Annotated in this window: 22 protein-coding genes; 17 read left to right on the forward strand and 5 right to left on the reverse strand. The window is 74.1% G+C overall.

Translation table 11 applies throughout. The features are described from left to right. The first annotated feature begins 65 nt into the window (after positions 1-65). The 17 genes from EMA09_RS00125 to EMA09_RS00200 all read left to right on the forward strand — a co-directional run bounded on the left by EMA09_RS00125 (position 66) and on the right by EMA09_RS00200 (position 19983). Complete coding sequence (locus EMA09_RS00125) at positions 66-968, forward strand: helix-turn-helix domain-containing protein (protein ID WP_129837655.1); 903 nt, start codon at positions 66-68, stop codon at positions 966-968. Positions 969-1249: 281 nt separating this feature from the next. Then, the gene (locus EMA09_RS00130; protein ID WP_129837658.1) at positions 1250-1594 is read left to right on the forward strand and encodes a hypothetical protein; all 345 of its coding nucleotides are present in this window, start codon (positions 1250-1252) and stop codon (positions 1592-1594) included. A gap of 55 nt (positions 1595-1649) precedes the next feature. After that, positions 1650-1970 carry a hypothetical protein gene (locus EMA09_RS00135; RefSeq protein ID WP_129837661.1) on the forward strand — a complete coding sequence of 107 codons (321 nt, stop codon included), beginning with the start codon at positions 1650-1652 and terminating at the stop codon, positions 1968-1970. Between the two features lie 3 nt (positions 1971-1973). Continuing rightward, positions 1974-2354, forward strand: a complete 381-nt coding sequence (locus EMA09_RS00140; protein WP_129837663.1) for a hypothetical protein — start codon at positions 1974-1976, stop codon at positions 2352-2354. A 5-nt stretch (positions 2355-2359) separates the two neighbouring features. Next, positions 2360-3664, forward strand: coding sequence for a hypothetical protein (locus EMA09_RS00145; protein ID WP_129837666.1), 1305 nt, complete (start codon positions 2360-2362; stop codon positions 3662-3664). A gap of 16 nt (positions 3665-3680) precedes the next feature. Next, positions 3681-4019, forward strand: a complete 339-nt coding sequence (locus tag EMA09_RS00150) for a hypothetical protein (protein WP_129837668.1) — start codon at positions 3681-3683, stop codon at positions 4017-4019. Between the two features lie 10 nt (positions 4020-4029). After that, positions 4030-6435 (forward strand): hypothetical protein, encoded by a 2406-nt coding sequence (locus EMA09_RS00155; RefSeq protein WP_129837670.1) that lies wholly within the window; start codon positions 4030-4032, stop codon positions 6433-6435. Next, a complete protein-coding gene (gene eccCa, locus EMA09_RS29385; RefSeq protein ID WP_346655796.1) occupies positions 6432-8468 on the forward strand; it encodes a type VII secretion protein EccCa in 2037 nt (678 codons plus the stop codon). Before EMA09_RS00155 ends, eccCa begins: the two co-directional genes overlap by 4 nt. Positions 8469-8509: 41 nt before the next feature. Continuing rightward, positions 8510-10426 (forward strand): type VII secretion protein EccCb, encoded by a 1917-nt coding sequence (gene eccCb, locus EMA09_RS29390; RefSeq protein ID WP_346655797.1) that lies wholly within the window; start codon positions 8510-8512, stop codon positions 10424-10426. Next, positions 10423-11844 carry a type VII secretion integral membrane protein EccD gene (eccD, locus tag EMA09_RS00165; protein ID WP_129837673.1) on the forward strand — a complete coding sequence of 474 codons (1422 nt, stop codon included), beginning with the start codon at positions 10423-10425 and terminating at the stop codon, positions 11842-11844. Before eccCb ends, eccD begins: the two co-directional genes overlap by 4 nt. A gap of 5 nt (positions 11845-11849) precedes the next feature. After that, complete coding sequence (locus EMA09_RS00170) at positions 11850-13214, forward strand: S8 family serine peptidase (RefSeq protein WP_129837676.1); 1365 nt, start codon at positions 11850-11852, stop codon at positions 13212-13214. Positions 13215-13217: 3 nt separating this feature from the next. After that, complete coding sequence (gene eccB, locus EMA09_RS00175) at positions 13218-14645, forward strand: type VII secretion protein EccB (RefSeq protein ID WP_129837678.1); 1428 nt, start codon at positions 13218-13220, stop codon at positions 14643-14645. After that, positions 14642-15805 carry a type VII secretion protein EccE gene (locus EMA09_RS00180; RefSeq protein WP_129837681.1) on the forward strand — a complete coding sequence of 388 codons (1164 nt, stop codon included), beginning with the start codon at positions 14642-14644 and terminating at the stop codon, positions 15803-15805. The genes eccB and EMA09_RS00180 overlap by 4 nt, the downstream gene beginning before the upstream one ends. Beyond that, entirely contained in the window at positions 15802-16470 is a 669-nt protein-coding gene (locus EMA09_RS00185; protein WP_240796146.1) for a hypothetical protein, read from the forward strand. Before EMA09_RS00180 ends, EMA09_RS00185 begins: the two co-directional genes overlap by 4 nt. 65 nt (positions 16471-16535) lie before the next feature. Beyond that, entirely contained in the window at positions 16536-18203 is a 1668-nt protein-coding gene (locus tag EMA09_RS00190) for an alpha/beta hydrolase (RefSeq protein ID WP_240796147.1), read from the forward strand. A gap of 167 nt (positions 18204-18370) precedes the next feature. Then, a complete protein-coding gene (locus EMA09_RS00195) occupies positions 18371-18967 on the forward strand; it encodes a DinB family protein (protein WP_129837683.1) in 597 nt (198 codons plus the stop codon). Positions 18968-19203: 236 nt separating this feature from the next. Continuing rightward, positions 19204-19983 (forward strand): hypothetical protein, encoded by a 780-nt coding sequence (locus EMA09_RS00200; protein ID WP_129837686.1) that lies wholly within the window; start codon positions 19204-19206, stop codon positions 19981-19983. A 56-nt stretch (positions 19984-20039) separates the two neighbouring features. Here EMA09_RS00200 and EMA09_RS00205 read toward each other — a convergent pair whose 3' ends face one another. The 5 genes from EMA09_RS00205 to EMA09_RS00225 form a co-directional block, all read right to left on the reverse strand. Further along, positions 20040-21047, reverse strand: a complete 1008-nt coding sequence (locus EMA09_RS00205; protein WP_129837689.1) for a sugar phosphate isomerase/epimerase family protein — start codon at positions 21045-21047, stop codon at positions 20040-20042. Beyond that, positions 21044-22237, reverse strand: coding sequence for a Gfo/Idh/MocA family oxidoreductase (locus tag EMA09_RS00210; RefSeq protein WP_240796148.1), 1194 nt, complete (start codon positions 22235-22237; stop codon positions 21044-21046). Before EMA09_RS00210 ends, EMA09_RS00205 begins: the two co-directional genes overlap by 4 nt. A 55-nt stretch (positions 22238-22292) precedes the next feature. Further along, a complete protein-coding gene (locus EMA09_RS00215; RefSeq protein ID WP_129837692.1) occupies positions 22293-23354 on the reverse strand; it encodes a substrate-binding domain-containing protein in 1062 nt (353 codons plus the stop codon). A gap of 63 nt (positions 23355-23417) precedes the next feature. Then, positions 23418-24476 (reverse strand): ABC transporter permease, encoded by a 1059-nt coding sequence (locus EMA09_RS00220; RefSeq protein WP_129837694.1) that lies wholly within the window; start codon positions 24474-24476, stop codon positions 23418-23420. Then, positions 24473-26026: a sugar ABC transporter ATP-binding protein gene (locus EMA09_RS00225; protein ID WP_240796149.1), complete on the reverse strand. Its 1554-nt coding sequence runs from the start codon at positions 26024-26026 to the stop codon at positions 24473-24475. The genes EMA09_RS00220 and EMA09_RS00225 overlap by 4 nt, the downstream gene beginning before the upstream one ends. Positions 26027-26118: the final 92 nt, after the last annotated feature.

Here is a 26118-nt window from a genome sequence, read left to right on the forward strand (position 1 = left end):
CGGACATCAACTCGCCCCGCATAGAATGGAATCAGAGCGCGTTCAACCATTCGAAGGATGGGTGCATGGCTTTGGACGGCCCGGTGTTCTCGCCCGCCGCAGCACAGAACGTCGGCGAACTCGTCGCCGCCATGCGCACCGTGAAGGAGCGCTCCGGCCTGTCGCTGCGGCAGCTCGGGGAACGCGCCGAGGCGCGCGGTGACGTGCTGGCCCGCAGCACCCTCGCCGACGTCCTGAACCGCTCCACGCTGCCGCGCGCCGACATGCTCGCCGCGTTCGTCCGTGCCTGCGGCGGCGGCGAGAGCGATGTGCGGGAGTGGCTCGCCGTCAGGGAGCGGATCGCCGCCGCGCCCGAACCGGGCGCGGCACCTGCCGTACGGCGCCGCCGCCCGCTCGTCCTCGGCGCGGTCGGGGCCGGACTGGCCGTGCTGGTGGCGGCCGGGGCGTGGGTGGTGCTGCGGGACGGCGGGACGCCCGCGGAAGCGGCCGTCCCGGACGGCGAGGTGGAGATCCGCTCCGCCGACGAGCCGGGCCTGTGCCTCTCGGAAGGCGTGGAGCGCAGCGGCCGTTACGGCAATCCCGTGGCCGTGCAGGAGCCCTGCTCCCCGCAGGCCGAGCCGCGGACGTTCCTGCGGGCCGTCGGTGAGGACGACCTGTACTTCCTGGAGTGGGACCACCCCGTCGAGGGGCGCGGCTGCCTCACCTTCGTGTCCGACGGCCCGGCCGCCGGCCTGCTCGAACCCGTCAACGACGAGCACTGCGCCGCCGACCGGCCCGAGCAGCACTTCCGGCTGGAGCCGGTCTCCGGCCGTGGCGGAGGGGACGCCCCCGCCTACCTCCTGCGGAACGCGGGGACCGACGAGTGCATCGGCTTCCCCGACGACGGCGCGGCCGACGGCGCCGAAGCGATCCAGCGGCCCTGCGACGGCGACGCCGCGCAGGCGTTCGTGATCGGCGCCGCGCGCTGACGCGCCCACCCCTCCCCCGCACCACCGGACACCGCCCGCCGCGACGCGCGCCCCGCGCCGTCCCGTGATCCGCCGCGGCGTCCGCAGCACGTCCGATCCTGTCCGGGTTTCTGTCCGGACAGGGCTCTGACCTGCCCGGACACCCGTGGGCCGTCCGGGACGGCCGGAGCCCGTTGCCCCGTTCGCATCTCCCCTCGCAGACTCCATTGCGCCGCCGGTCGGCGGCACCCGGACAGGTGCACCGGCGTGAGCCGTGCGCCTCCCAGCGAAGGGAGAACGGTGTGTACAGCGACGAGGTGAAGCTCGCTCCCGAGGAGGTCGAGCGGGTCATGGGGATCATCGCCCAGGCGTACGCGGACATGGAGGCGGTGGCGACCGGCATCGGCGGTCACAGCGCGCAGGTCGCCGGCGCGTACAACGGCGGCGGCACCAGCAGGGCCGAGGCCACCTACGAGGACCTGGGGCGCGCCGGGCAGGCGCTCGCGAGCGCCCTGGACGGGCTGTCGCAGGACCTGGGGCTGACGGCGTCGACCGGCCGCGAGACGGACGCCGACGCGGCGAACGTGCTGGGCGGGGTCGACATCACCGGTGTCCGGGTCGACCTGGGCGTGGCCCAGGGCATGTGACCGGCGCCGCCGCACCGAGCAGCGCAATGACGATCGAGACCCGAGGAGCAGGGACATGAGCGCGTACGACGGCAGCATCATCAGGTTCGTCACCGAGGGGCTGGACTCGATCCAGTCGCAGACCAGGAGCCAGCAGGACCAGTACACCGAGATCTGGAACAACGTCCACAGCCAGCTTCTCGCGCTCGTCGAGCAGGGGCAGGTGGACGCAAGCATCGGGCAGGTCATCAACGAGCGCGACGAGCAGTTCCGCCGTGAGTCCGCCGGCTTCGACGACGGGGTGACCGCGCAGAACACGGCGATGCGGGACGTGCAGACGATCGGTTCCGAGGGCGGTGCCGCGATGGTCCGGGCGGCCAGGGGGAGTGGGCGCTGAGCCATGGCGGAGACAGGCGCCCTCGACCTCAACCCCGGCGCGGCCCGGCGAGCGGGGGACCACGCACGGGCGAGCGACCGGCTCGCCGCGATGCGTGAGGCGTTCATCGACGTGGCCGGTGCCCGCGGACTGTTCGGCCGGGTGCCGGGCGGTGACCGGGCGGAACAGGCGCTGACGTCGGCGGCCACCACCATGCTCGACGAGCTGGACCGGACGGGGCTGACGGTGAAGGACATCAGCGACAGCGCCTACCGGATGGCGGAGATCGCCGACGAGACGGACCGGGCGGCGCACAGCCGGCTCGTCACGGCGGGCGAGGCCGTCCAGTACATGTACGCCGCGGTGGGCGGTTCGCAGCCGTCCCCGCCGAGCGATCCGGAGTGAGCAGAATGGCGACGGAGGAGGAGTTCAGGGCGGTCATCGACCGCATCCTGAGCGCCGAGCACGTGATGATCCACGCGGCGGCCGGCGCCTGGCTCGCGCTGGCCTGGGCGGGGAGCGCGGAGGGCGACCGGCTCGCCGCCGCGGCCTCGGGCGCCGAGGCGGAGCCGGGCGTCGGGCTGGTCGAGCTCGCGGACCGGCTGAACGGGACGGCGTCGTGGGCGCAGGGCGCGAGCGATGTGGCGCAGCGGATCGCCGGCCAGCTACAGGCGGCGGGCGAGGCGTCGGCCCGCGCGACGGAACGGGCGCTGGCCCTGGTCGTCGAGTACGAGGCGGCCGCGGTGGAGCTGCCGGCCGACGAGGCACTCGACCCGGACCGGGTGAGCGCCGCGCTCAGAGGCCAGGAGGAGCAGGAACGGCTCCTCGCCGAGGCAAGGAGCGTACTCGGGGAGCTGGGGCAGGAGTTCGACCAGGTGACCGGGGGTGACGCGCCGCCCGCGCCGGAGCGGACCGGCACGACGGAAGGCAACTCGCTGGAGTCGGTGCCCCGCAGCAGCGCGGCGGACAGCACGACCGGGAACCGTGAGGTGTCCGCTAAGCCCGCCGCGCGCAGCGACCGTGACGACGGGCGGGACACCATGATCGACGGTACGCCGCCGCCCACCGTCGTCCGGACGCTGGGCGAGGACAGCGTCGCGCCCGCGTCGTCCGACGCGTACCCCCCGTACCTCTCGGTGCTCGGCCCGGAGAACGGGGAGTTCAGCGGGTGGGTGCAGAGCCCGAACACCGGTCATTTGGTCGATCCGGCGACGGGCCGCGAGTTCGATCCGGACAGCGGCCGGTGGATCGATCCGGTCACGGGGCTGCCGTTCGGCGAGTCCACCGAGTACGCCACCCGGCTGTCCGGCCTCGGCGCTGGTCCCGGCGCGGTGGCCACCGGTGTGGGGCTCGCCGCGATCGGGGCCGGCGGTCCGGGAGCCGCCGGCGGGGGCGGGGGCCTGGCCGGCCTGTACGGCGGGGTGCTGCCGCCGAGCGTGGCCACGCCGGGGCCGGCCCGGCAGCAGGTGATCCGTGAGGCGCAGCGTGTGCTGGGCCGGCGCGCCGAGGTGGCGAGCCGGTTCGCGATGCGCGAGGCGGCGCAGGGTGGCCGGCCGTTCGCACCGCCGCACGCGTCGTCCGGTGCGGGGGGCCGGACGAACGGCGGCCGTGGGGACGGATCGGGCACCGCGGAGCGGCCCACCGAACTGACCGAGGACCCCGAAGTGTGGTCCGTGCGCGGCACCGCCGGTCGCGGCGTGCTGGGCGAGGACTGAGAGAGGAGGAGGACGGATGTCCACGGACGGGCTCTTCTACATGCCCGAGGAGTTCCGCGAGTCGGCCCGGGGCAGCCTGGAGTCCGCCGACGCGGCGGAGAGCACGCGCAGGCGGCTGGGCACCGCGCAGCCGGACGCCGGCCGGTTCGGCGGCGCCGACGCGTTCGTCGGCGCCCTGGTCTCCACCCGCGACCGGCAGATGCGCGAGGTGGAGCAGGCGGCGGAGGGCCGCGAGGAGATGGCCGGCGCCGATCAGCGGACGGCGGACATCGGCGAGGAGATGGAGTCGGCCGCCGAGTCGGCCCTCACTCGGGCGCACACGGCGGTCGCGCGGGCGATCGCCGACGGGATGTAGGGGGTCCGCCGTGGACGTCTCATTCGACAAGGCCGACGTGGAGGCCCTGGGCGCGAAGCCCTGGACGCACCGGGACGAGTTCGCCGCGGAGGTGGACACCGAGCACATGGCCGACACCGCGTCGATCTTCGCGCGGGCCGCCCACTCGGCACGTGACGCCGGTGATCTGGCCGAACGCGCGACAGAGATCGGGCAGCAGGCGGGTGCGCTCAACGGCTCCGCTTTCGTCGAGGACGACCGCATCGACTCCACCGCCGCCGGCCTCCAGGGCAACGGTGAGGGGATCGACAAGGTGGTCGGGATGCTGGTGAAGGCGATGAACCGGGCGATGCAGGCCAGGGAGGAGGTGGACGCGCAGATCGACGGGGGTGACGGAGGCGCCGGGATGCAGCAGGTGCTGCAGCACAACTCGGCCGCGGCCGTGCAGACGTGGGAGCGCGCGCAGCAGTTCTTCGCCGCGCAGGCGCCGCCGAGTCCGATCACGCCCCAGCCGTTCCTCGGCGCGGGGGTGCCGCGGTTCACGTTCAACAACGTGGAGTACGAGGGCGTTCCGTCGGCGGGCGCCTGGACCGCTCCCCCGTCGCTGCCGGGCGACATCCGCGACACGTACCTCAACATGACGGGGGACGAGGCCTCCTGGGCCGACGAGGAGATCACCGACGCGATCCGTCAGTACCGGCAGAAACTCGCCCAGTACGGGGCCGAGCTGGAGGAGGCCGGTTACGACACCTCCGAGGGACCGCTTGGCATCTGGCACAGCGACGAGATGGCCGCCTTCAACGGGGAGCAGGTGAAGAAGCTCCTCTCCGAGGGCGATCCCGACCCGGAGCTGCTGTCGCGCTACACCGCGGGGCTCGACAGCCTGGCCGACGACCTGGACGACAAGGACGGGGCCAAGCAGCCGTCCGCCGAGCAGCAGGCGTACCTGAACGCGTTCTTCGGCAAGGTGGGGACCGAGGACCTCCTGGCGGCCGGGCGGTTGAAGGGGCCGGCCTTCGAGCCGTTCCAGGAAGCGCTGGCCAACGGGGTGATCGCGGCGTCCACCGGACCCCAGCCGGTGAGCACGGTCAAGGAGTTCTTCGAGAAGACCCCGATCTCCGACGAGGGCACCGGGCAGAACCTCAAGCTCCAGGCGGACCGGTTCAACGACTTCGGTGCCCTGATGAGCCACGGCACGGTGACGCCCAGCGACGCGTTCAGCACCTCGCTGATCAACGCGTCCATCGACGCCCAGAAGGACTACTGGAACAAGGCGCCGCTGGGCTCGCAGTACCCCCTGGACGGTGCCCACGAACTCCTGCAGCTCGCGGCCGCAAACGACGGCGCGGCCGCGACATTCCTCGGCGACGAGAACCAGGTGAAGCGCCTGCTCGACCCGACCCTCGCCTGGCAGGACAACGGCCGCGCCGTGGGCGACCTGATGCGGGCCGGGACCCTTCCCGACGGCGAGACCTTCACCGCGGCGGAGAGGGACAAACTGAAGGCCGGCTACACCGTGATGCAGTACATCGCCGACAACTCCGAGGCCTATGTCGACAACAGCTTCTCCCTCCCCTCGCGCGCGGAGGAGGCCTTCACGGACATCGCGTCGCATCCCGAGTACCTGAAGAACCTCTCCGCCGCGACGAACGGCGACAGCTACGTGGACCGGGTCGCCGGAGACCGCTTCCAGTTCTCCGCGGACGACAGGAGCGCTCTGTTCTCGGCACTGCTGCACGGCGAGGAGGAGAACGCCGACAGCTTCAGGTCTGCCGTCGACGAGTACACCGGGCAGCGTGCGCACGAGGTGTTCGACGGCCGTGCAGGGACCGGGACGCCGTCCGCCGAGATCGAGCAGCTCGGGGAGCTGAACGCCGCCGTCATCAACGCCGAGTTGGACGCCGCCTACCAGGCCGACAAACGGGACGACGAGTCGGCGCAGCAGAACGCCCAGGCGCTGCGAACGGCTCTCGCCCTCGGCACCGAGGCGACACCCGCCAGATTGGCCAAGGGTTTCGGCCTGGCGGACGGGCTGTCGAACCTCGTCAGCGACCCCGAGCCCACGGCCGAGCGGAACGACGAGATGCGCCGCTTCCTGGAAAACCGCGAAGGCGGCATGGACGGGATACAGAGGATCTACGACGCCGCGCGGGACGCCGAGTACCCGGGCATCTCCGACACGAAGGCCGCCGAAATCATCCCCCGTGCCGGCGAGGGCTGGAATCTGAGCCCGGGGGACTGGAAGCTGATCGACACCTACACCGCCCAGAACCGGCAGCGGGCCGTCGAGAATGCCCTGGGCGATCTGACCGGGAACTTCCTCGACGGATGGACCGCGGAGATCGACCGTGGCGCCGTCCGCAACAACTTCGAGGACCAGGAGGAGATCTCCGAGGCGGAGAACGGCGGCCGGGTCGGCGACTGGATGCCGCGATGAGCGCCCCCACGAGTGTGGTGCGGCGGACCGCGCGGGTCGTGCGGCCGGTCGTGCCGACCAGTGAGCTGGTGCTGAAGCCGCCGCCGGTGCTGCCGAAGCCGGAGGACGCCAACGTCTGGATGACCGCGCTGCCCGCCCTGAGCGGACTCGGCTCCGTCCTCTACATGCTGACCATGGGGCGCGGTCCCCTGGGCTATGTCATCGGCGGCATGTTCCTGGTGTCCTGCCTCGCGATGGTCATCGGCTCCGTGGTGCGGCAGCGCAGCACCGTGAAGGGCCAGGCGCGCCACGAGCGGCGCGAGTACCTGCGCTACCTCGACCGCACACGGACCGAGGTGCGGCGCACCGCCGAGGCGCAGCGCGAGGCTTTGGAGTGGGGCGCGCCCGATCCGCGCATGCTGTGGTGCTTCGCCGACAGCCGCCGCCTGTGGGAGCGGCGCGGCGGTGACGACGACTTCGGGGTGGTGCGGATCGGCCTCGGTCCGCGTTACCTGGCGAGGCCGCTGGTGGCCGGCGAGTCGGCGCCCGTGGAGGATCTGGATCCGCTGTGCACGGTCGCGCTGCGGCGGTTCCTCGACGCGCACTCGACGGTCCCCGGGCTGCCGGTGCAGGTGTCGCTGCGGCGGTTCGCCGCGGTGGCCGTGTCGGTCGCGGACGGCGAGGACCGCTCGGCGGCGCGGGCGCTCGTCCGCGCGCTCATCGCCCAGGCGGTGGTGTCGCACTCGCCGCGGGACCTGCGGATCGTGGTCTGCGTCCGCGACGTGGACGGCCTCGAGTGGAGCTGGCTGAAGTGGCTGCCGCACGCGCAGCACCCGTCGGAGGTGGACCACGCCGGCCCGGTGCGGATGGTGCACCGCAGCCTCACCGTGCTGGAGGAGTGGCTGGGGTCCGAGCTGACGCGGCGGACCCGGTTCAACCGCGGCGCGGCGCCCGATCCCGATGTGCCGCACCTGCTGGTCGTGCTGGACGGCGGTCTCGTGAGCGGTGTGGAGGCGCTGCTCGAACCGGGCGGCATGCAGGGCGTGACGGTGCTCGACGTGGACGGCCGTGCCGACGCGCTGGCCGAGGCGCACGGGGTGCGTCTCGAGATCCGGGGGGCCGCGCTCGCGGTCGTGGCCGGTGACACCCGGGACGAGCTGGGGACGCCCGACGCGCTCACCGTCGGGCAGGCGGAGGCGCTGGCGATGCAGCTCGCCCCGTACCGGGCGGACACCGCCGGCGCCGCGGACACCGAGGACCTGACGGCGGCCGTCAACACTCTGCCCGGACTGCTCGGCATCCAGGACCCCGGCCGCCTGGACCTGGACGCCCTGTGGCGCGAGCGCCCGGTCAGGGACCGGCTGCGGGTGCCCATCGGGGTGGCGGCCGACGGCGGCCTGCTGGAGCTGGACATCAAGGAGTCCGCGCAGAACGGCATGGGTCCGCACGGTCTGCTGGTCGGCGCCACCGGCTCGGGGAAGTCCGAGCTGCTGCGCACCCTCGTCCTCGGCATGGCGGCCACCCACTCCCCCAGCCAGCTCAACTTCGTGCTGGTGGACTTCAAGGGCGGCGCGACGTTCGCCGGCATGGCCGAACTGCCGCACGTCGCGGCCGTCATCACCAACCTGGAGGACGATCTCGGCCTGGTCGACCGGATGCGGGAGGCCCTGTCCGGCGAGATGAACCGCCGCCAGGAGGTGCTGCGCGACGCCGGGAACCTCGTCTCGATCAGGGACTACGAGCGCGCCCGCCAGCGGGGGGCCGATCTGCTGCCGCTGCCCAGCCTGTTCATCGTCGTCGACGAGTTCTCGGAACTCCTGTCGCAGAAGCCGGACTTCGCCGACCTCTTCGTCCAGATCGGGCGGCTCGGCCGGTCCCTGGGGCTGCACCTCCTCCTCGCGTCCCAGCGCCTGGACGAGAGCCGGCTGCGCGGCCTGGAGGCGCACCTGTCCTACCGCGTCGGACTGCGCACCTTCTCCGAGGGGAGAGCCGCACCGCGATCGGTGTCCCGGACGCGTGCCACCTGCCCAGCGCGCCCGGTCACGGCTACCTGAAGACCGGCACCAACACGCTCAAGCGTTTCCGGGCCGCCTACGTGTCGGGGCCGTACCGCACCGGTGAGGAGGTCGCCGGCACGGCGCTCGGCGGGCAGGCGGACGTGCGGCCGTTCCCCGCCGCCCATGTGCCCGTCCCCGTGGACGAACGCCCTCCGGAGCCCGAACCCGAGCCGGAGCCGGACGAGTTCGGGGACAGCGAGGATCTCGGGACGACCGTGCTCGGCGTGATGGTCGCCCAGATGGCCGGGCAGGGCGCCAAGGCCCACCAGGTCTGGCTGCCGCCCCTGGACCGGCCGGTGCCGCTGGACGCGCTGCACGCCGGCCCCGAGGAGACACCGCCGCGCGGCCGGGGGGACGCACCGCTGACCGCCGTCATCGGCGTGGTCGACCGGCCGTTCCACCAGCGCCGGGACCCGCTGGAGCTTGACCTGTCGGGCGCAGGCGGCCACGTGGCGATCGTGGGCGGCCCGCAGAGCGGCAAGTCGACGGCGGTCCGCTCCCTCATCGCCTCCCTCGCGCTGCGCCGCACGCCTGCGGAAGTGCAGTTCCTGTGCCTCGACTTCAGCGGCTCACTGTTCCCGTTCGCCGGGCTGCCGCACGTCGGCGGGGTCGCCGGACGCCTCGACGCCGAGGTGGTGAACCGCACCGTCGCCGAGGTGCTGGAGATCATGGAGGGCCGCGAGACCCGGTTCCGCGACCTCGGGGTCGAGTCGATGGCCGGCTACCGCCGCGCCCGCGCGGAGGGCCGTGCCGCCGACGACCCGCACGGCGACGTCTTCCTCGTGGTCGACGGCTGGGCCGTGCTGCGGCAGAGCTACCCGGAGCTGGAGCAGACCCTGCTGGCCGTCGCCGGCCGGATGCTCACCTACGGCATCCACCTCGTGATCACCGGGAACCGCTGGCTCGACATGCGCACGGCCCTGCGGGACCTGATCGGCACCAAGGTGGAACTGAAGCTCGGCGACGCCCTGGACTCCGAGGTCGACCGCAAGGCCCAGCGGACCATCCCCGCCGGCCGCCCCGGACGGGGCATCACCGACGAGAAGCTCCACTTCCTCACGGCGGTCCCCCGCGTGGACGGCATCCATTCCGCGGCGGGGCTGGCCGAGGGCGTGACCCACCTGGTGCGCCGCGTCGACGGGGCCTGGCACGGCAGCCGTGCCCCCGGCGTACGGCTGCTGCCGACCAGCTACGAGCCGGCCGCCCTTCCGGCGGGCGCCACGGGCCGGGGCGGCGTGATCATCGGCCTGGAGGGGAACCGGCTGGAGCCGGTGGTCCTCACACCCGGCGAGGACGCGGGGCTCATCGTCATCGGCGACAGCGAGTCGGGCAAGACGTCGCTGCTGCGCTCCATCGCCCGCCAGATCACCCGGGGGCGCACTCCCGAGCAGGCCAAGCTGATCGTCCTCGACCACCGCATGACGATGCTCCGCGAGTTCGACGGGCCGGGTCTCCTCGGCTACTCCACCACGCACGAACGCTCGATGGAGGTCGTCGCCGGCCTGGCCGAGGGACTCGCACGGCGTATGCCGTCCGCCGACGTGACGCCCGAGCAGCTTCGGGACCGCTCCTGGTGGACCGGCCCGGAGATCTACCTCCTCGTCGACGACTACGACCTCGTCGCCACCTCGCGCGGCAACTCCCTCAAGGTGCTGCTCGACTTCCTCCCGCAGGCACGCGGCATCGGACTCCACATGATCATCACGCGCCAGGCCGGCGGTTCATCGCGCGCCGTCGCCGAACCGGTCATCGGCCGCCTCAAGGAACTCAACACACCCGCCGTGCTGCTCAGCGTCCCCAAGGACGAGATGCCCATCTGGGGCGTCAAGCCGGCGCAGCGCAAGAAGGGCCGGGGTCTGCTGCTCCACCGCAGGCTCGGCAACGTGCCGGTGCAGCTCGTCCGCGCCGACTCGCCCCTGACCGCCTCCGATCACCCCACCGGGAACCACGCATGAACGGCAGCCCCACGACCCACCGGCCGACGGGCCCGGCGGGCGCCACGTTCGTCCGCGTCGGCGTCGCAGGACCGACCGGCCGCGCCGACCTCGCCGTACCGGCCGCGATCCCGCTGGCCCGCGTGATGCCGGCGCTGCTGCGGCACGCCGGCCAGGAGCCCGGCCCCGACGGCGGTGTCCGGCACGGCGGCTGGGTGCTCCGCCGCGCGGACGGCACCCGGCTCGACACCGCGGCCACGCTCGCCGCCCAGGGGGTGCGCGAGGGCGACCTGCTGTTCATCGGCAAGGGCACGGACGACACGACGCCGCCGCTGTACGACGACGTCGTGGAGATCATCCGCGGGGGCGGCGTCCGCACGACCTGGCCGGCCGCGGCGACCCGCCGGACCACCGCCTGCCTGACGGCACTGGCCGCGGCCACGGCCTGCGGGGCGCTCGACGGCGCCCCCGGCCGGCTGCCCGGCTGGCTCGGGCTCGTCGTGGCGCTGGTCGCGCTCGGCGTCGGCGTCCTCACGTCCCGCGGCTTCGGTGACCCGCGCGCGGGCGCCTTCGCCGCCGTCCTGGCCGCGCCGCCCGCCATGCTCGGCGCCGTCCGGCTGCTCGGCGGCGGCCCCGGAGTGCTCGGCGGCACCACGGCCGGACAACTCCTGCTGGCCTGCGGGGTGCTGGCCCTGATCGGCGCGGTCGGCCCGCTGCTGATCGGCGGCGGCGACGGAACGTTCGCGGCGCTGCTCGTCACCGGAGCCCTCACCGCGTCCGGAGCCCTGCTGTGCGCGCTCGCCGACGTCCACCCGGCGCGCGCCGCGGCGATCACGGCGCCGCTCGCCCTCGCCCTCACCACGCTGTGGCCCCCGCTGGCCCTGCGTTTCGCGCGGATCCCCGCGCCCCAGGTGGCCGCCACCGTCGAGGAGCTGGACGAACTGCCGAGCCAGCTCGAACACGACCGGCTGCGCGCCCGCGTCACGGTGGCCGGGCGGCTGCTGCTCGGCATGCAGACCGGCAGCCACCTCGTGGCCGGTGGCGGCGCGCTGGTGCTCCTCGCGTCGACCCGGCTGTGGCCCGGGGTGCTCGGCGGGGCACTCGTCCTGCTGATCCTGACGCGCGCCCGGCTGTTCCGGGAGGCGGTCCAGGTCGCCGTCCCCCTGGCCACCGCGCTGCTCACGGCGGGCGGCGCCGCGGCCGTCGTCCTCACCGACCGCTCCGGCGAGACGGTGCCGCTGCTGGGCGTGGTGCTGCCCGTCGCGCTGCTGACCGCCCTCGGGACCGGCACCGTGGGCCTGCTGTCCGGCCGGACCCGGCTCAATCCGCGGATCTCCCGCGCCGTCGACGTGCTGGAGACGACGGTCCTGCTGTCCGTCGTACCGCTGTGCCTGGCCGTCTGGGACGTCTACTCCGCGCTGCTGGACCTGAAGGCGTGAGGCGGATGCGCAGCAGTGCGAAGCAGGAGGGACGACGCGGGCGGGGCGCCGTGATCCGCGGGGCGGCCGTCCTCGCCGTGGCCGCGGCCGCCCTGGCGGCGCTGCCGCCCGTGCCGGCGGCCGCCACCACACCGTGCAGGACCCAGGTCACGGGCGAGGAGCTGCCGGAGACGGCCGGGCCTCTCCGGCTGATCGAGCAGCTCGGGCTGCGCCAGGCGTGGGACCTGTCCACGGGCGACGGGGTGCTGGTGGGCGTCGTCGACTCCGGCGTGGACGCGCGTCACCCGGACCTCGCCGACGGCGCGGTGCTCGGCGGCAGCGAGTTCGCGCAGGAGCGGTCGGGGCGGCGGGCGCGGCGTACGGAGCCGGCGCCGCCGCAGGACTGCTCGGGCCACGGCACCGCGGTGGCCGGGCTGATCGCCGCCCGGCGCTCGGCCGGGGACCGGATGGCCGGGATCGCCCCCGGCGCCGCCGTCTACCCGGTGCGCCTCGACGGCGCGGTCGAGCAGTTGCCGCCCGAGACCGTCGCCGCCGCCATCGACGACGCGGTCGCGGCGGGCGTCGGCGTCCTGAACCTCTCCTTCGGCCGCCCGGTCGACGACCGGGCGGTGCGCGAGGCGGTGGCGCGCGCCCTGGCCGCGGACGTGGTGGTGGTCGCCGCCGCCGGCAACGAGGGCGACGGGGGTCCCGCCGGCGGCCTGATGTACCCGGCCGCCTACGACGGCGTGCTCGCCGTCGGCGCGGTCGACGACCTGGGGGTGCCCATGGACTCGTCCAACACCGGCGAGTGGATCGACCTGGCCGCCTACGGCGACGCGCTCACCGTGGCAGCCCCCGACGGCTCCGGCTACCGCACCGTGTCGGGCAACAGCTTCGCGGCGGCCCAGGTGTCCGGCGTGGCCGCCCTCGTCCGCTCCCGTTTCCCCGGCCTGACGGCGCCGGACGTGGCCCGGCGTCTCACCGAGTCCGCTTCGGCCGTCGGCGGTGGCCGCAACGAGAGGACCGGCGCGGGCATCGTCGACCCCTTCGGCGCCCTGACCCACCTGGGACCGGACGGTCCCGCTGCCGGGGCGGGCGGCGACGGTGCCGGCGTCACCGTGGCGGACCTTCCGCGGGAGGGGCCGCTGGTCGGCCCCGCCACGGCCCGCGCCCTGGCCTGGAGCGGCGCGCTGGCGCTCGCCGTCCTGCTGAGCCTGCTCGGCGCTCCGGCGGTGCGCCGGGCCGCCGTCCACGGCTGGCGCGTCGTGCCACGGGCCGGGCGGCCACGGGCGGCCCCGGCCACCCCCCGGCCCGCCGGCGAGATCCTGCGCCGGCTCGACGGCACGGACGCCGCCCCCACGCACCCGTCTCCCACCAGGAACCGGAACTGACGCATGGCCACGACACGCGAACAGGCGGACGCCTACGCCTACGAGAACCTCCGCAGGAGCACCGGTCTCCTGCGCGGCGCCGAGGAGGCCGTCCTCGACCCGCGCCGCCGCCTCAACCGCGCGCTGGCCGGCGGGACGGCCTTCGCCATCCTGCTCATGGCGGGCTTCGGCATCGCCGGCTGGCTGGGCGGGGGCCGCGGCCCGGGGCTGCCCTCGGCCGGTGCCGTCGTGGTGGGCACCGACGGGAACAGTTACGTCGTCAGCGACGGAACGGTGCACCCGGCCCTCAACCTCAGCTCGGCGCTGCTCGTCGGCGGCGGCGAACTCACCAAGGTCCGGCAGGCCACCCTCGACGGTGCGCCACGGGGCCTGCCCGTCGGCATACCCGGCGCCCCGGACGCGCTGCCGGAACCCGACCGCCTCCTCGACGGCGCGTGGACGCTGTGCGCCACACCGGCCGAGACCGGCGGCCGGCCGACCGAGACCGTGCTGTACGTCTCGGTGCCCGGCGTGGCTCCCCCGGCCGGCGAGGCCGGCAGCACCGTGCTGGTGCGCGCGGACGACGGCGGGCTGTGGCTGCTCACCGAGGGGCGCCGGTACGCCGTCACGGAGACCGTCCGCGGGCTGCTGGGCCTCCAGGGGGTGCGGCCCGTCGAACTGCCCCGCGAGGTCGTCGCCACCGTTCCGGAGGGGCCGGAGATCACCGTGCCCCGGCCGAGCGGCGCCGGGGAGGTGCCGCGGGTGCGTCTGCCGTTCGACGCCGTGGTCGGGGATCTGGCGCACAGCGGGGCCGCCGGCGCCAACCCCCGGTACTACCTGGTCCGTCCGGACGGCCTGGTGGCCATCTCCCCGCTCGTGTACGCCCTGCTGGAGGCCACCGCCGGAGCCGACCACGAACTCGACGGCACCCGCGCGGCGACCGCGCCGCGCTCCGGCGAGCCGGCGCCGGGCGACGAGGCGTGGCCGGACGCCCTGCCCGCCGCGCAGGAACCGGGCCGCGACCAGCCGGTGTGCGTCAGCACCCCGCCCGGCAGCCGGCCGGGGGACGCGCCCTGGGCGGCGACGGTCCACCTGCCGGACAGGATGCCGGAGCCGGCCGGGCTCACGCCGGTGCGGTCGGCGGACGGCGACCGGCTCGGCACGCTCGACGCCGTCTGGGTGCCGGCAGGCTCCGGGGCCGTGGTCCTGGCGACCGCGTCGGGCGGCACCGGAGGCACCTACACGCTGATCACCGACGCGGGGGTCGCGTTCCCGTTCACCTCGGCGGAGGCCGTGCAACGCCTCCGCTACGCACCGGGGGACGCGCCGTCGATGCCGCGGGCGTTCGTGGACCTGCTGCCGGCTGGGCCGCTCCTCGACCCGGAGGCGGCGGCACGCGAACAGCACGTCCCGGCCGCGGCCGGGGAGGACGAGGAGGAGGTGGCGCCGTGACCGGGGGAATCGCGCGGAGCCGCGTCGGCCGTGGCCGGCTGCTCGCGGTGGAGAGCGGCGCCGGCGCCCTGATCGCGGGCGTCGCGCTGGGCGGCGGCGCCCGCTGTGCCCTGATCGCCGCCGGAGCCGTCGTCATCGTCGTGGCGCTGCTGCGGCGCGGCGGCACGTTCGCGGACCGGCTGCTGCTTGACCGGCTGGGGCGCGACGCCCTCGCGCCGGCGTCCGGCACGCGGCGTGTCCCGGAGGACGGCGGGGAGGAGGGGCTCGGGCTGGCCCACGCGCTGATCCCGGTGCTCGACGTCACCGAGTTCGCCGATCGCAACCTGTCCCCCGGCGCCCCGGGCCTCGGCGTGCTGTCCGACGGGCGGGGCTGCGCCGCGGTCCTGGCGTTCCCCGGCGGCACGCTGCCGGACCTGCCGGCCGAGCAGGTCCGCGCGTGGCTGGCCGCCGACCCGGCGCGGCCGGCCGCCGCCCAGCTCGTGGTCGAGCAGTTCGGACTGCCGCCGTGGGACCTGCAGCACGGCTACGGGCCCACCGTCGCGTACCGGCAACTGCCCGGCGGGCCGCGTCCGGTGGCGGTGCGGGCCTGGCTGGTGCTGCGGTACGAGCCGTTCGGCGCGTCCGAGGCCGCCGAGCGGCGGGGCGGTGGTACGGCGGGCGCGCGTGCGGCCACGGCCGCCGCCACCGCGCGCCTCCGCGCCCGGCTCGCGGCGGCAGGTGCCCCCACCACCCCGCTGGGCGCCGCGGACCTGCGGGACCTGCTGCGGCAGCTCGGTGACGCGGCCGGGGAGGGCCGGGTCTCCCCCACCGGTTGGGCGGGCGTCGACGCCACCCACTGCTCGATGGCCGTGCGGGTCGCGTCGCGGGCCGAGTGGTCGCGGCTCCTGTCCGGCCTGGCGGGCTGCGCGGCGGAACGGGTCGTCACCGCGGCCACCCTCACCGCCGACGGGCCGCGGCTGCGGGTCGTGACCGCCGTGCGGGTCGTCAGCATGATGGCCCAGCACGCCGTGGCCGAACGCGAACGGCTCCTGCGCGCCGGAGTCGTCCCCGACCTGCCGACCGACCAGCGCGCCGGGCTGCTGGCCACGCTGCCGGTCGCCCACCCCTTCCGTCCACTGGTCGAGACGACCGGTCTCGGCTCCCCGGGAGCGCTCCGATGAATCCCCGTGTCCCCCAGGAACCGCCCGCCGTCGACTGGCAGGACAGCATCCCGGTGCCCTTCCGGCTCGTTGCCGCGGACGCCGGCGTGCACCTGGGCACCGACCGTGCCGGACGGGCCGTCACGCTGCCCATCGGTCCGGAGCCGCGCCGTGTCGCCGTGCTCGGGGAGTCCCTGTTCGGGCGGCTGTTCGGCCTGCGGATGCTGGCGGTCGGCGCCCGGGTCACCGCCGCGACCCGGGTGCCGGACCAGTGGCAGAGCATCGCGCGGGTGGCCGGCGACCGGCTGACGGTCGCCGACGGCGTGAGCGGCTGGCCGGCCCGGCAGCCCGCGCCGCCCACGCGGGAGGGCGGTCCGCAGGTCCTCGTGTGCGATCTGCGCCGCCCGCCGTCCGCCGCCCTGGCGGACGGCCCCTGGCGCACGGTCCTCCACGTCACCAGGGACGCGCCGCGCCGTTCGCATCTCTGGTCGGAGCCCGACGCGCTGCTGGCCCTGGACGCCCGCTTCGCCGGGACGGCGGGCCGTCTCCTCGGCGGCGGGGCGGCCCGTGTCACCGCGTCGCTGGCACCCGGCGAGATCGCGCTCTTCCGCTCCTCGGGCAGCGAGATCCTGCGGCCGGACGTGTCACCGGGGGAGACGGCCCTGCTGACCCCGGACCTGCGGTGAGCGGGGCCGGCCGCGGTCGGCCCCGGCAGCCGGCCCGACGGAGAACACCTGTACGGTCACCTTTCGTGGATCACACCATACGACCTTCACGGTTCCTCCGCCGTCCCCGTGACGGCCGACTGCGGCCCGCCGCCGGCGCGTTGGCCGCGGCGGGTGCGCTGCTCCTCGTCACCGCCTGCTCCGGAGGCGGGGAACCGTTCGGCATCGACCGCGGGGCCGGCGGAACCGCCACGGGGCCGGTGCCCGACAGCTACGAGGGGCTGCCCGACGAGGTGGGCCGGCAGCAGCTCAGCTGGGAGCCCTGTGCCGCGCCGACCCCCATGCAGGGGACGATCACAGGCACGGCGCCCGGTGACGAGTGGGAGTGCGCCACGCTCACGGTTCCGCTGGACTACGACGCGCCCGACGGCGAGACGATCGGCATCGCGCTGATCCGCGCCGTCACCACCGCGGACGAGGAGGACCGGATCGGCTCCCTCGTCTTCAACTTCGGCGGCCCCGGCGGCTCCGGGGTGGCCACCCTGCCGAGCGCCGCCGAGGAGTACGCCGGCCTGCGGGCGGGCGGCTACGACCTGGTGAGCTTCGACCCGCGCGGCGTCGGCGAGAGCGCCGGGATCGTCTGCCTCGACGACGGGACCACCGACGCGCAGGAGCAGGAACTGTCCGGCCGGCCGGACACGCCGGCCGAGGAACAGATCGCGGAGGAACAGGACGAGGCCTACCTGGCCGCGTGCGAAGCCAACTCGGGCGACCTGCTCCCGCACGTCACCACCGCCAACACCGCGCGCGACATGGACCTCCTGCGGCACGTCCTCGGTGACGAGCGGCTCAACTACTTCGGCATCTCGTACGGCACGGAACTCGGCGCCGTGTACGCCCACCTCTTCCCCGGCAATGTCGGCCGCACGGTGCTCGACGCCGTCGTCGACCCCACCGCCGACCTGCTCGCGCAGGCACGGCTCCAGGCGGAGGGGTTCCAGCTCGCGCTCGACCACTACATGGCCGACTGCGCCGAGCAGCAGGGACCCGAGTGCCCGACCGGCGCGGACCCCACGCAGGGCAGCGCCGTGCTGAACTCCCTCCTCGACGACCTGGAGGACGCCCCCCTGCCCACCTCGGACCCCGACGGCAGACGGCTCACCGCCAACCTCGCCCTCACGGCGGTCGCGGCCTCCCTGTACTCGCCGGAGACCTGGGAGTACCTCACGACCGGGCTCCAGGAGGCGCGGTACGCGGGGAGCGGTGACCTCCTGCTGCTCCTGGCCGACCTGTACAACGGCCGTGACGCTCAGGGCCGTTACAGCAACCAGAACGCCGCCAACGCCGCGATCACCTGCGCCGACGACCCGTCGGGCATGAGTCTCGCCGAGGCGCGCACCCACGAGGAGGAACTGACGTCGCTCTCCCCCGTCTTCGGTGAGTGGATGACGTGGTCCCTGACGGGGTGCGCGGGCTGGCCGGTGCCCGCGTCCGAGACGGAGCGGCCCGAGTACGACGCGGCGGACGCCGCCTCGCCGATCCTGCTGGTGGCCACCACCGGGGACCCGGCCACCCCGTACGAGGGCGCGGCGCGGATGCAGGAGGCCATGGGCGGTCCCGGGGTCGCGCCGATCCTCAGCTACGACGGCGAGGGCCACAGCGCCTACACGTCCGGCGACTCGTGCGTCACCGGGACCGTCGACGCGCACCTGCTGGAAGGCACCGTCCCGGCCGACGGCGAGGAGTGCGGCTGAGGACGCGCTGAGCCGGCCGCCCCCGGCACATCCCGTTGGCTGTGCCACTTTCGCGGGAGTCGTTCCGAGGCGGCTCGGGGAGGCGTTTCACCGCGTCGGGCAGGATCGATGTCAGGCGCTTCCGGTGTCATTCCCGACTGTCAGTGCCGGGTGGAAGACTGCCCGGCATGAACGGACCGAACCCGAAAGCGAACCTGCTCCGGTACCTTCAAGAGGCGCGTGATGCCCTGGTCTGGAAGCTCGATGGGCTCTCGGAGTACGACATCCGCCGTCCGCTGACCCCCACGGGCACGAACCTGCTGGGGCTGGTCAAGCATGTCGCCGGCGTGGAACTGGGGTACTTCGGCGACACGTTCGGCCGGCCGTTCTTCGACGAGGAGCCGCCACCCTGGTGGTACACCGAGGAGCCGGAATCCAACTCGGACATGTGGGCCACTGCAGATGAGTCGCGGGAACGGATCGTTGGGCTGTATCGGCAGGCGTGGGAGCACTCCGACAGAACAATCGCAACGCTGGCGCTTGACGCGACCGGTCGTGTCCCGTGGTGGCCACAGGAGCGACAAGAGATAACACTGCACCACGTCCTGGTGCGCGTGATCTCCGATACTCAGCGCCATGCCGGCCAGGCCGACATCGTGCGAGAACTCATCGACGGATCCGTCGGATACCTGCAAGGCAAGGACAACATGCCACCAGGGGATCGGGCATGGTGGGAGGGCCACCGGAACCGACTGGAGCAAGTGGCCCGGGAAGTCGACGGCTGATCTTGCCCTGCTGCCGACCCCGCTGGCTCCGGGATCGGCCATCGGACGCCGTTCAGCAGGCCCGGGTCTGTTCGGCCAGGGCTTCGGTGCCGGCGAGGCGGTGGGACTCGGTGCCGGTCTGGACGATGGCGCCGTCACATCGAAACGACTCCCGCACTGAGATGCGAAACCACCCCGTGGCCGGGGGCGGCCGCCATGGCTAACGTGGTGGGGAACTGTGGAGCGTGGGGGCGCGAATGGGCAAGCGGACGGAGCCGCCGGGGAATCCGCGGGAGCACTGGGAGCGGGCGGCCGCCGGAGCCGTTCCGGACGCGCGGGACGGGTCTCCGCCTGACATCGCGTCGTTCGAGTCGTTCGCGAGCAGGGTGTCCCCGCTGTTCAGCCCGCTGCTGGGGGCCGGACTGCTGCTGGTGCTCGCCGCCCTGTCGGGGCTGTGCGCCCTCAAAGTCGACGGCGGCCCGGTGCTGTCGGACGGGCAGTGGCGGGCGTCCTTCACCTCCGTCGCCGTCGCCGGATCCGTCGCGGCGCCGGTCGTGTACCTCCGGCGGCGGCACACGTGGCCGGCCAGGATGCGCCGGGCGCACGAGGTGTTCCTCGCGCACGGCGTGCTCGCCGAGGCGCACGTGACGGCGCTCAACGTCTCCACCACGGACGAGTTCCAGGCGGCCGTCGTCCTCATCGACGTCCGGACACCGCCCGGGCACGCCGCCCGGCTGCGCGCGGCGTTCGACGGGTGGCTCGGGGCGCTGCGGGCCGACCGCGAGCAGTGGAGCGCGGCCGGGGCGTGGCTGCGGGAGGGCACCGGGCTGGTGCCGGGCGAGCGGCTCTTCGGGGACGGCGCCGCGGGCGCGTACCTCGTGAAGGGCGGCGGCGACGGCCGGTGGCGGGTGCTCATGCCCTCGTCCCACCGGCGGCCCGATCCGCTGGACGGGAGCACCGTCTTCTTCGAGGTGCTGGACGTGCGGGACGCCGACGGCGGTACGGAGGAGCCGGCCCCGCTCGGGCCGCTCCGCTGACGGATCCCGGCGCGGCCCGGAGGGCGGAGGGCGTCCTCCGGGCCGGCGCCGCGCCGTCAGCCGGACGTGCTGAACGCGGCGTCGAACGAGGCCGCGGGCGGGTCGAAGAGGTTGGCGCGGACGAACCGGAGGGCCTCCGGCGCGCCGCGCAGGCGGTCCATGCCCGCGTCCTCCCACTCGACGGAGACCGGCCCGCGGTAGCCGATGGCGTTCAGGACACGGAAGCACTTCTCCCACGGCACGTCGCCGTGCCCGGTGGAGACGAAGTCCCAGCCGCGCCGGGGGTCGCCCCACGGCAGGTGCGAGCCGAGCCGTCCGTTGCGGCCGTCGCCGGTGTTCCGCCTGGTGTCCTTGCAGTCGACGTGGTAAATGCGGTCGCGGAAGTCCAGCAGGAAGCCGGCCGGGTCGATGTCCTGCCAGACCATGTGGCTCGGGTCCCAGTTGATGCCGAACGCCTCCCGGTGCTCCACGGCCTCCAGCGCCCGCGCGGTCGTCCAGTGGTCGTAGGCGATCTCCGAGGGGTGCACCTCCAGGGCGAACCGGACACCGACCTCGTCGAACACGTCGAGGATCGGGTTCCAGCGGTCGGCGAAGTCCCGGTAGCCGTCCTCGATGACCTCCTCGGGGACCGGCGGGAACATCGCCACGTACTTCCAGACGGCGGAGCCGGTGAAGCCGACCACCGTGTCCACGCCGAGGCGGGCCGCCGCGCGGGCGGTGGCCTTCATCTCCTCGGCGGCGCGGCGCCGTACGCCCTCGGGTTCGCCGTCGCCCCAGACGCGGTCCGGCAGGATCGCGCGGTGCCGGGCGTCGATCGGGTCGTCGCAGACCGCCTGGCCCTTCAGGTGGTTGGAGATCGCCCACAGGCCGAGACCGTGCCGGTCGAGGATCTCGCGGCGGGAGCGGAGGTACGCGTCGTCCTCGGCGGCCCGCCACACGTCCAGGTGGTCGCCCCAGCAGGCGAGTTCCAGGCCGTCGTAGCCCCAGTCGGCGGCGAGCCGGGCGACCTCCTCCAGCGGCAGGTCGGCCCACTGGCCGGTGAACAGGGTGACCGGTCGGCTCATGGTTTTCCTTCCGTGTCGGGTGTGCCGGTGCGGGCCGCGGCGCCCGGGATCCCGGTCCAGGCGCTGCCTGCGGCGGCGCTCTCCTCGACCGCCGCCAGCACCCGCTGGACCCGGAGGCCGTCGTCGAACGACGGCTCCGGATCGTCGCCCGTGGCGACGGCGGTGAGCAGGTCGGCCGCCTGGTGGGCGAAGGCGTGCTCGTACCCCAGGCCGTGCCCGGGCGGCCACCAGGCGGCGATGTAGGGGTGTTCGGGCTCGGTGACCTGGATCCGGGTGAAGCCGCGGACCGAGGCGTCGGCCGTGGCGTCGTGGAACTGCAGGACGTTCATGTCCTCGAAGTCGAACGCCAGGCTGCCGAGCGTGCCGTTGAGCTCGATGCGCAGGGCGTTCTTGCGGCCCGTCGCGCAGCGGGTCGCCTCGAACGTCGCGAGGGCGCCGCCCGTCATGCGGCCGAGGAAGGCGGCGGTGTCGTCGACCGTGACGGTGCCCGTGCCGCCGTCCGGCAGGGGGCGTTCGCGGACGAACGTGCCGGTGACGGCCGCCACCCCCGTCACGTCCTCGCCGGTGAGGTACTGGGCGAGGTCCACGGCGTGCGCGCCGATGTCGCCGAGGGCTCCGGAGCCGGCCCGCTCGCGGCGCAGCCGCCAGGTGAGCGGCGCGGCGGGGTCGGTGAGCCAGTCCTGCAGGTAGCGGGCGCGGACGTGCCGCAGCTCCCCGACGCGCCCCTCGCGCACCAGCCGGCGTGCGAGGGCGACGGCGGGGACCCGCCGGTAGGTGAAGCCGACCATCGACCGTACGCCGTTCTCCCTGGCGGCGGCTGCCGCGGCGGCCATGGCCTCGGCCTCGGCGACCGAGTTGGCGAGCGGTTTCTCGCACAGGACGTGCTTGCCCGCCGCCAGGGCGGCGACGGCGATCTCCGCGTGGGTGTCGCCCGGGGCGCAGATGTCGATCAGGCCGATGTCGTCGCGGGCGATCAGGTCCCGCCAGTCGGTCACCACCTCGGACCAGTCGAAGCGTTCGGCGGTCGCGGTGGCGGCCGTGCGGTCGCGGCCGGCGAGCGCGGTGAGGCGGGGCAGCAGCGGCGGGGCGAAGAAGCTGCGCGCGTTGCGCCAGCCCAGGGAGTGGGCCGTGCCCATGAAGGCGTGACCGACCATGCCGATACCGATCGTGCGCGCGTTCAGCGAGCCCATCGGGCGTCCTCCGTCCGAGTTGGCGGGTGGCGGGTGGCGGTGCTGCGTGCCGCGGTCAGGATTCGAAGCCCATCGGGAGGTACTGCTCGACGTTGTCGGCCGTGACGACCGGGGCGTCGAGGACGATGCGGCGCGGGACCTCGGGCTGGGCCAGGTCGGACATGCCGCGCTCCTGGGCGATGAGGCGGGCCAGTTTGATGCCGTCGGCGGCCTGGGTGGCCGGGTAGATGACGGTGGCCTCCATGTCGCCGCTCTGGATCCACCGCATGGCGTTGGCCGAGCCGGCGCCGCCGATGAAGAAGAACTCGTCGCGGCCGGCGTTCTGGAAGGCGGCCATGACGCCCACGCCCTGGTCGTCGTCGTGGTTCCAGATGATGTCGATCTCGCCCTGGGCCTGGAGCAGGTTGGAGGCGGCGACCTCGCCCGACTCGACGGTGAACTCGGCCGCCACGCGGTTGTCGACGTCCTGGCCGCACGCCTCCAGGGCGTCGGTGAAGCCGCGGGAGCGGTCCTGGGTCAGCGGCAGGGAGTCGAGGCCGGCGATCTCGGCGATCACCGCGTCGTCCCCGAGGTCGTGCTCGGCCACCAGGCCGCAGGCGTACTCGCCGGCGGCGACGCCCATGCCGTAGTTGTCGCCGAGGATGGTGGTGCGGGCGGCCGCCTCGTCGGAGAACTCGCGGTCGACGTTCACCACCGGGATGCCGGCCTCCATGGCCTGGGTGGCGACCTGGGTGAGGGCCGCGCCGTCCGTCGGCAGCAGCACGATGGCGTCCACGCCGTCGTTGATGAACGTCTCGATGTGGCTGATCTGGGTGCTCGGGTCGTTGGTGCCCTCGGCGACGCGGAGTTCCACGTCCTCGTACTCGGCGGCGGTCTGTTCGGCGAAGGTGTTGATGGCGGCGAGCCAGCCGTGGTCCGCCTCGGGCCCCGAGAACCCGATGACGACCTCCTCGCCGGGCTCGTCGTTGGGGCTGAGCGCGGTGCGCCCCGCCGTCTCGTCCTCGGCGGGCGACTCGTCGGGGGAGTTGCTGGTGCAGGCGGCGAGGACGGCGGTCGCGGTGAGGGCCAGACAGGCGGCCATCGCGCGGCGGACGGTTCTCTTCGTTGCTCTGGGCATGGGGGCCTCCGGTGCGGACGGACGGTGCGGGTCGGCGGTGCGGGGAGGGCGTGCGCGCGGGTGTCAGGGGGTGCCGCCGCCGCGGGCGGCGACGCGCTGCTGGAGGAGCACGGCGGCGACGATGATGGCGCCCTTGGCGACGGCCTGCGTCGAGGTGTCGAGGTTGTTCAGGGTGAACACGTTGGTGAGGGTGGTGAAGATCAGCACACCGAAGACCGTGCCGACGATGCTGCCCCGGCCGCCGCTCAGGAGCGTGCCGCCGATGACGACGGCGGCGATGGCGTCGAGTTCGTAGAGGTTGCCGTGGGTCGAGGTGCCGGCGGTGGTGCGGGCCATGATCATGACCGCGGCGATGCCGCACGCGAGACCGAGCAGGACGTACAGGAGCGCGGTGTGCCGCCGGACGTCGATGCCGGCCAGCCGCGCGGCCTCCGGGTTGCCGCCCACCGCGAGGGTGCGGCGGCCGAAGGTCGTACGGTTCAGCAGGACCCAGCCGGCCGCGGCGGACAGCGCGAAGATGATCACGAGGACGGGCAGGCCGAGCACCTCGCCGCCGAAGAAGTCGACCAGTCCGGTCTGCGTCACGACCTGGGTCTTCTTGTCGGAGATGATCTCGGCCAGGCCGCGGGCGGCGGCCAGCATGGCGAGGGTGGCGATGAACGGCGCCATCCGCCCGTAGGCGATCAGCACTCCGTTGACCAGGCCGCAGCCGAGGCCGACGAGCAGGGCCGTGGTGACCATGACGATCCAGTGGAAGTCCTCGGCCATGGACTGGGTCGAGAGCGTCGTCGCCCACACCGAGGCCAGGGCCACGCTGGCGCCGACCGACAGGTCGATGCCGCCACCGGTGATGACGAACGTCATGCCGACGCTGATCACCCCGATCACGGAGGCGAGCCGCAGCACGGTCATCATGTTGTCGAACGTGGTGAACCGGTCCCCCGCCGTCAGTGCCCCGATGAGGCACAGCACCAGCAGGGCGATCGCGAGGCCCAGGGTGCGCCCGGCGGGGCCGGCCAGCAGGGCCGCGAACCGGTGACCCGTCCGGTCGGTTCCCGCGGCCGGGGCCGGGCCGGTGGGCGGGGATCCGCCGGGGGACTTCGCCGCTGTCGGGGTGCTCACGCCACATCACCTTCCATGACCAGGTCGAGCACCTGGTGTTCGTCGATTGCGTCGGCGGGCGACTCGGAGACGATCCGGCCCGCGGAGACGACCAGCACCCGGTCCGCGAGACCGATGACCTCCTCGATCTCGCTGGACACGACCACGATCGCGATGCCGCGTCCTGCCAGTGCGCGGATCAGGGCGTAGATCTCCGTCCTGGCGCCGACGTCGACGCCGCGGGTCGGCTCGTCGAGCAGCAGGACCCGGCAGTCCCGCAGCAGCCAGCGGGCCAGCACCACCTTCTGCTGGTTGCCGCCGGACAGGGTGCCCGCGGGCCGGTCGACGCCGGCGGGCCGGACGTCCAGGGCCGTGGTGTGCTCCGCAGCCGCGCGCCGCTCCCGCTCGCCGTCCAGGAAACCGGCGCGGGAGAACCGGGCGAGGCTGGCGAGCGTGATGTTCCGGTGGACGGCGTCCCCGAGGATCAGGGCCTGGCTCTTGCGCTCCTCCGGGCAGAAGCCGATGCCGGCCGCCATGGCGGCACCGACCCGGCCCGGACGCAGCCGCCGCCCGTCGACCCGCACGGTGCCGGCGGCCGGCCTGCGGGCGCCGTAGACCGTCTCCAGGATCTCGGTCCTGCCCGAGCCGACCAGTCCGGCCAGACCCACGATCTCGCCGGGGCGGACGTCGAAGGAGACATCGCTGAACTCACCCGCGCGGGTGAGCCCTTCGACCCGGAGCACCGGCTCCTCCTCGCTCGCGGCGGGGGCGGTGCGGTCGGGGAAGACGTACTCGATGGACCGGCCGGTCATCATCCGGATCACCTCGCGGGTGGAGGTGCCGGCCGCGTCGAGCCCGCCGGCGACGGTGCGGCCGTCCTTGAGGACGGTGATGCGGTCGCCGATCCGGCGGATCTCCTCCAGCCGGTGGGAGATGTAGACGATGGCGATGCCCTGGGCGGCGAGGTCCCGGATCACCGTGAAGAGACGGTTCACCTCCTCGCGGTCCAGCACGGCCGACGGCTCGTCCATCACGATCAGCCGCGCGTCGTAGGACAGGGCGCGGGCCATGCTGACGATCTGCTTGCCGGCGGCGGAGAGCCGGCCGACCTCGCGGTCCGGCGCCATCTCGGGGTGGCCCAGACGGCGCAGCAGGTCGGCGGCGGCCGCGTTCGTCGCGCCGCGGCGGGTGACGCCGAACCTGCTGCGCTCGTGCCCGAGATGGATGTTCTCGGCGACCGTCAGCCCGTCGACCAGGTCGAGTTCCTGGTAGATCGTGGCGATGCCGCGGTCGAGTGCCGCCTGCGGACGGGGGATGCGGAGGTCCTCGCCGCGCCAGGTGATCCGGCCCGCGTCGGGCCGGTGGGCGCCGGCCAGAACCTTGATGAGCGTGGACTTGCCCGCGCCGTTCTGGCCGAGCAGGCAGTGCACCTCGCCGGCCGCGACGTCCAGGTCGATCCCGTCGAGGGCACGCACTCCCGGGAAGTGCTTCACGATGCCGCGCATCGAGAGAAGTGGCTCCCGGCTCTCCGTCGGCGATGACGGGAGGGCCGTCTCAGATGGGCCTGTCATGGCGGACAACGTAGGGACGCTTTTGCCGGTCGTCAATAGAAAGTGCGCGCAACTGACCGTGAAAGAAGTCGACTTGAGGGCGCCAAGCAGCG

The organism is Streptomyces sp. RFCAC02, assembly GCF_004193175.1.
GTDB lineage: Bacteria > Actinomycetota > Actinomycetes > Streptomycetales > Streptomycetaceae > Streptomyces.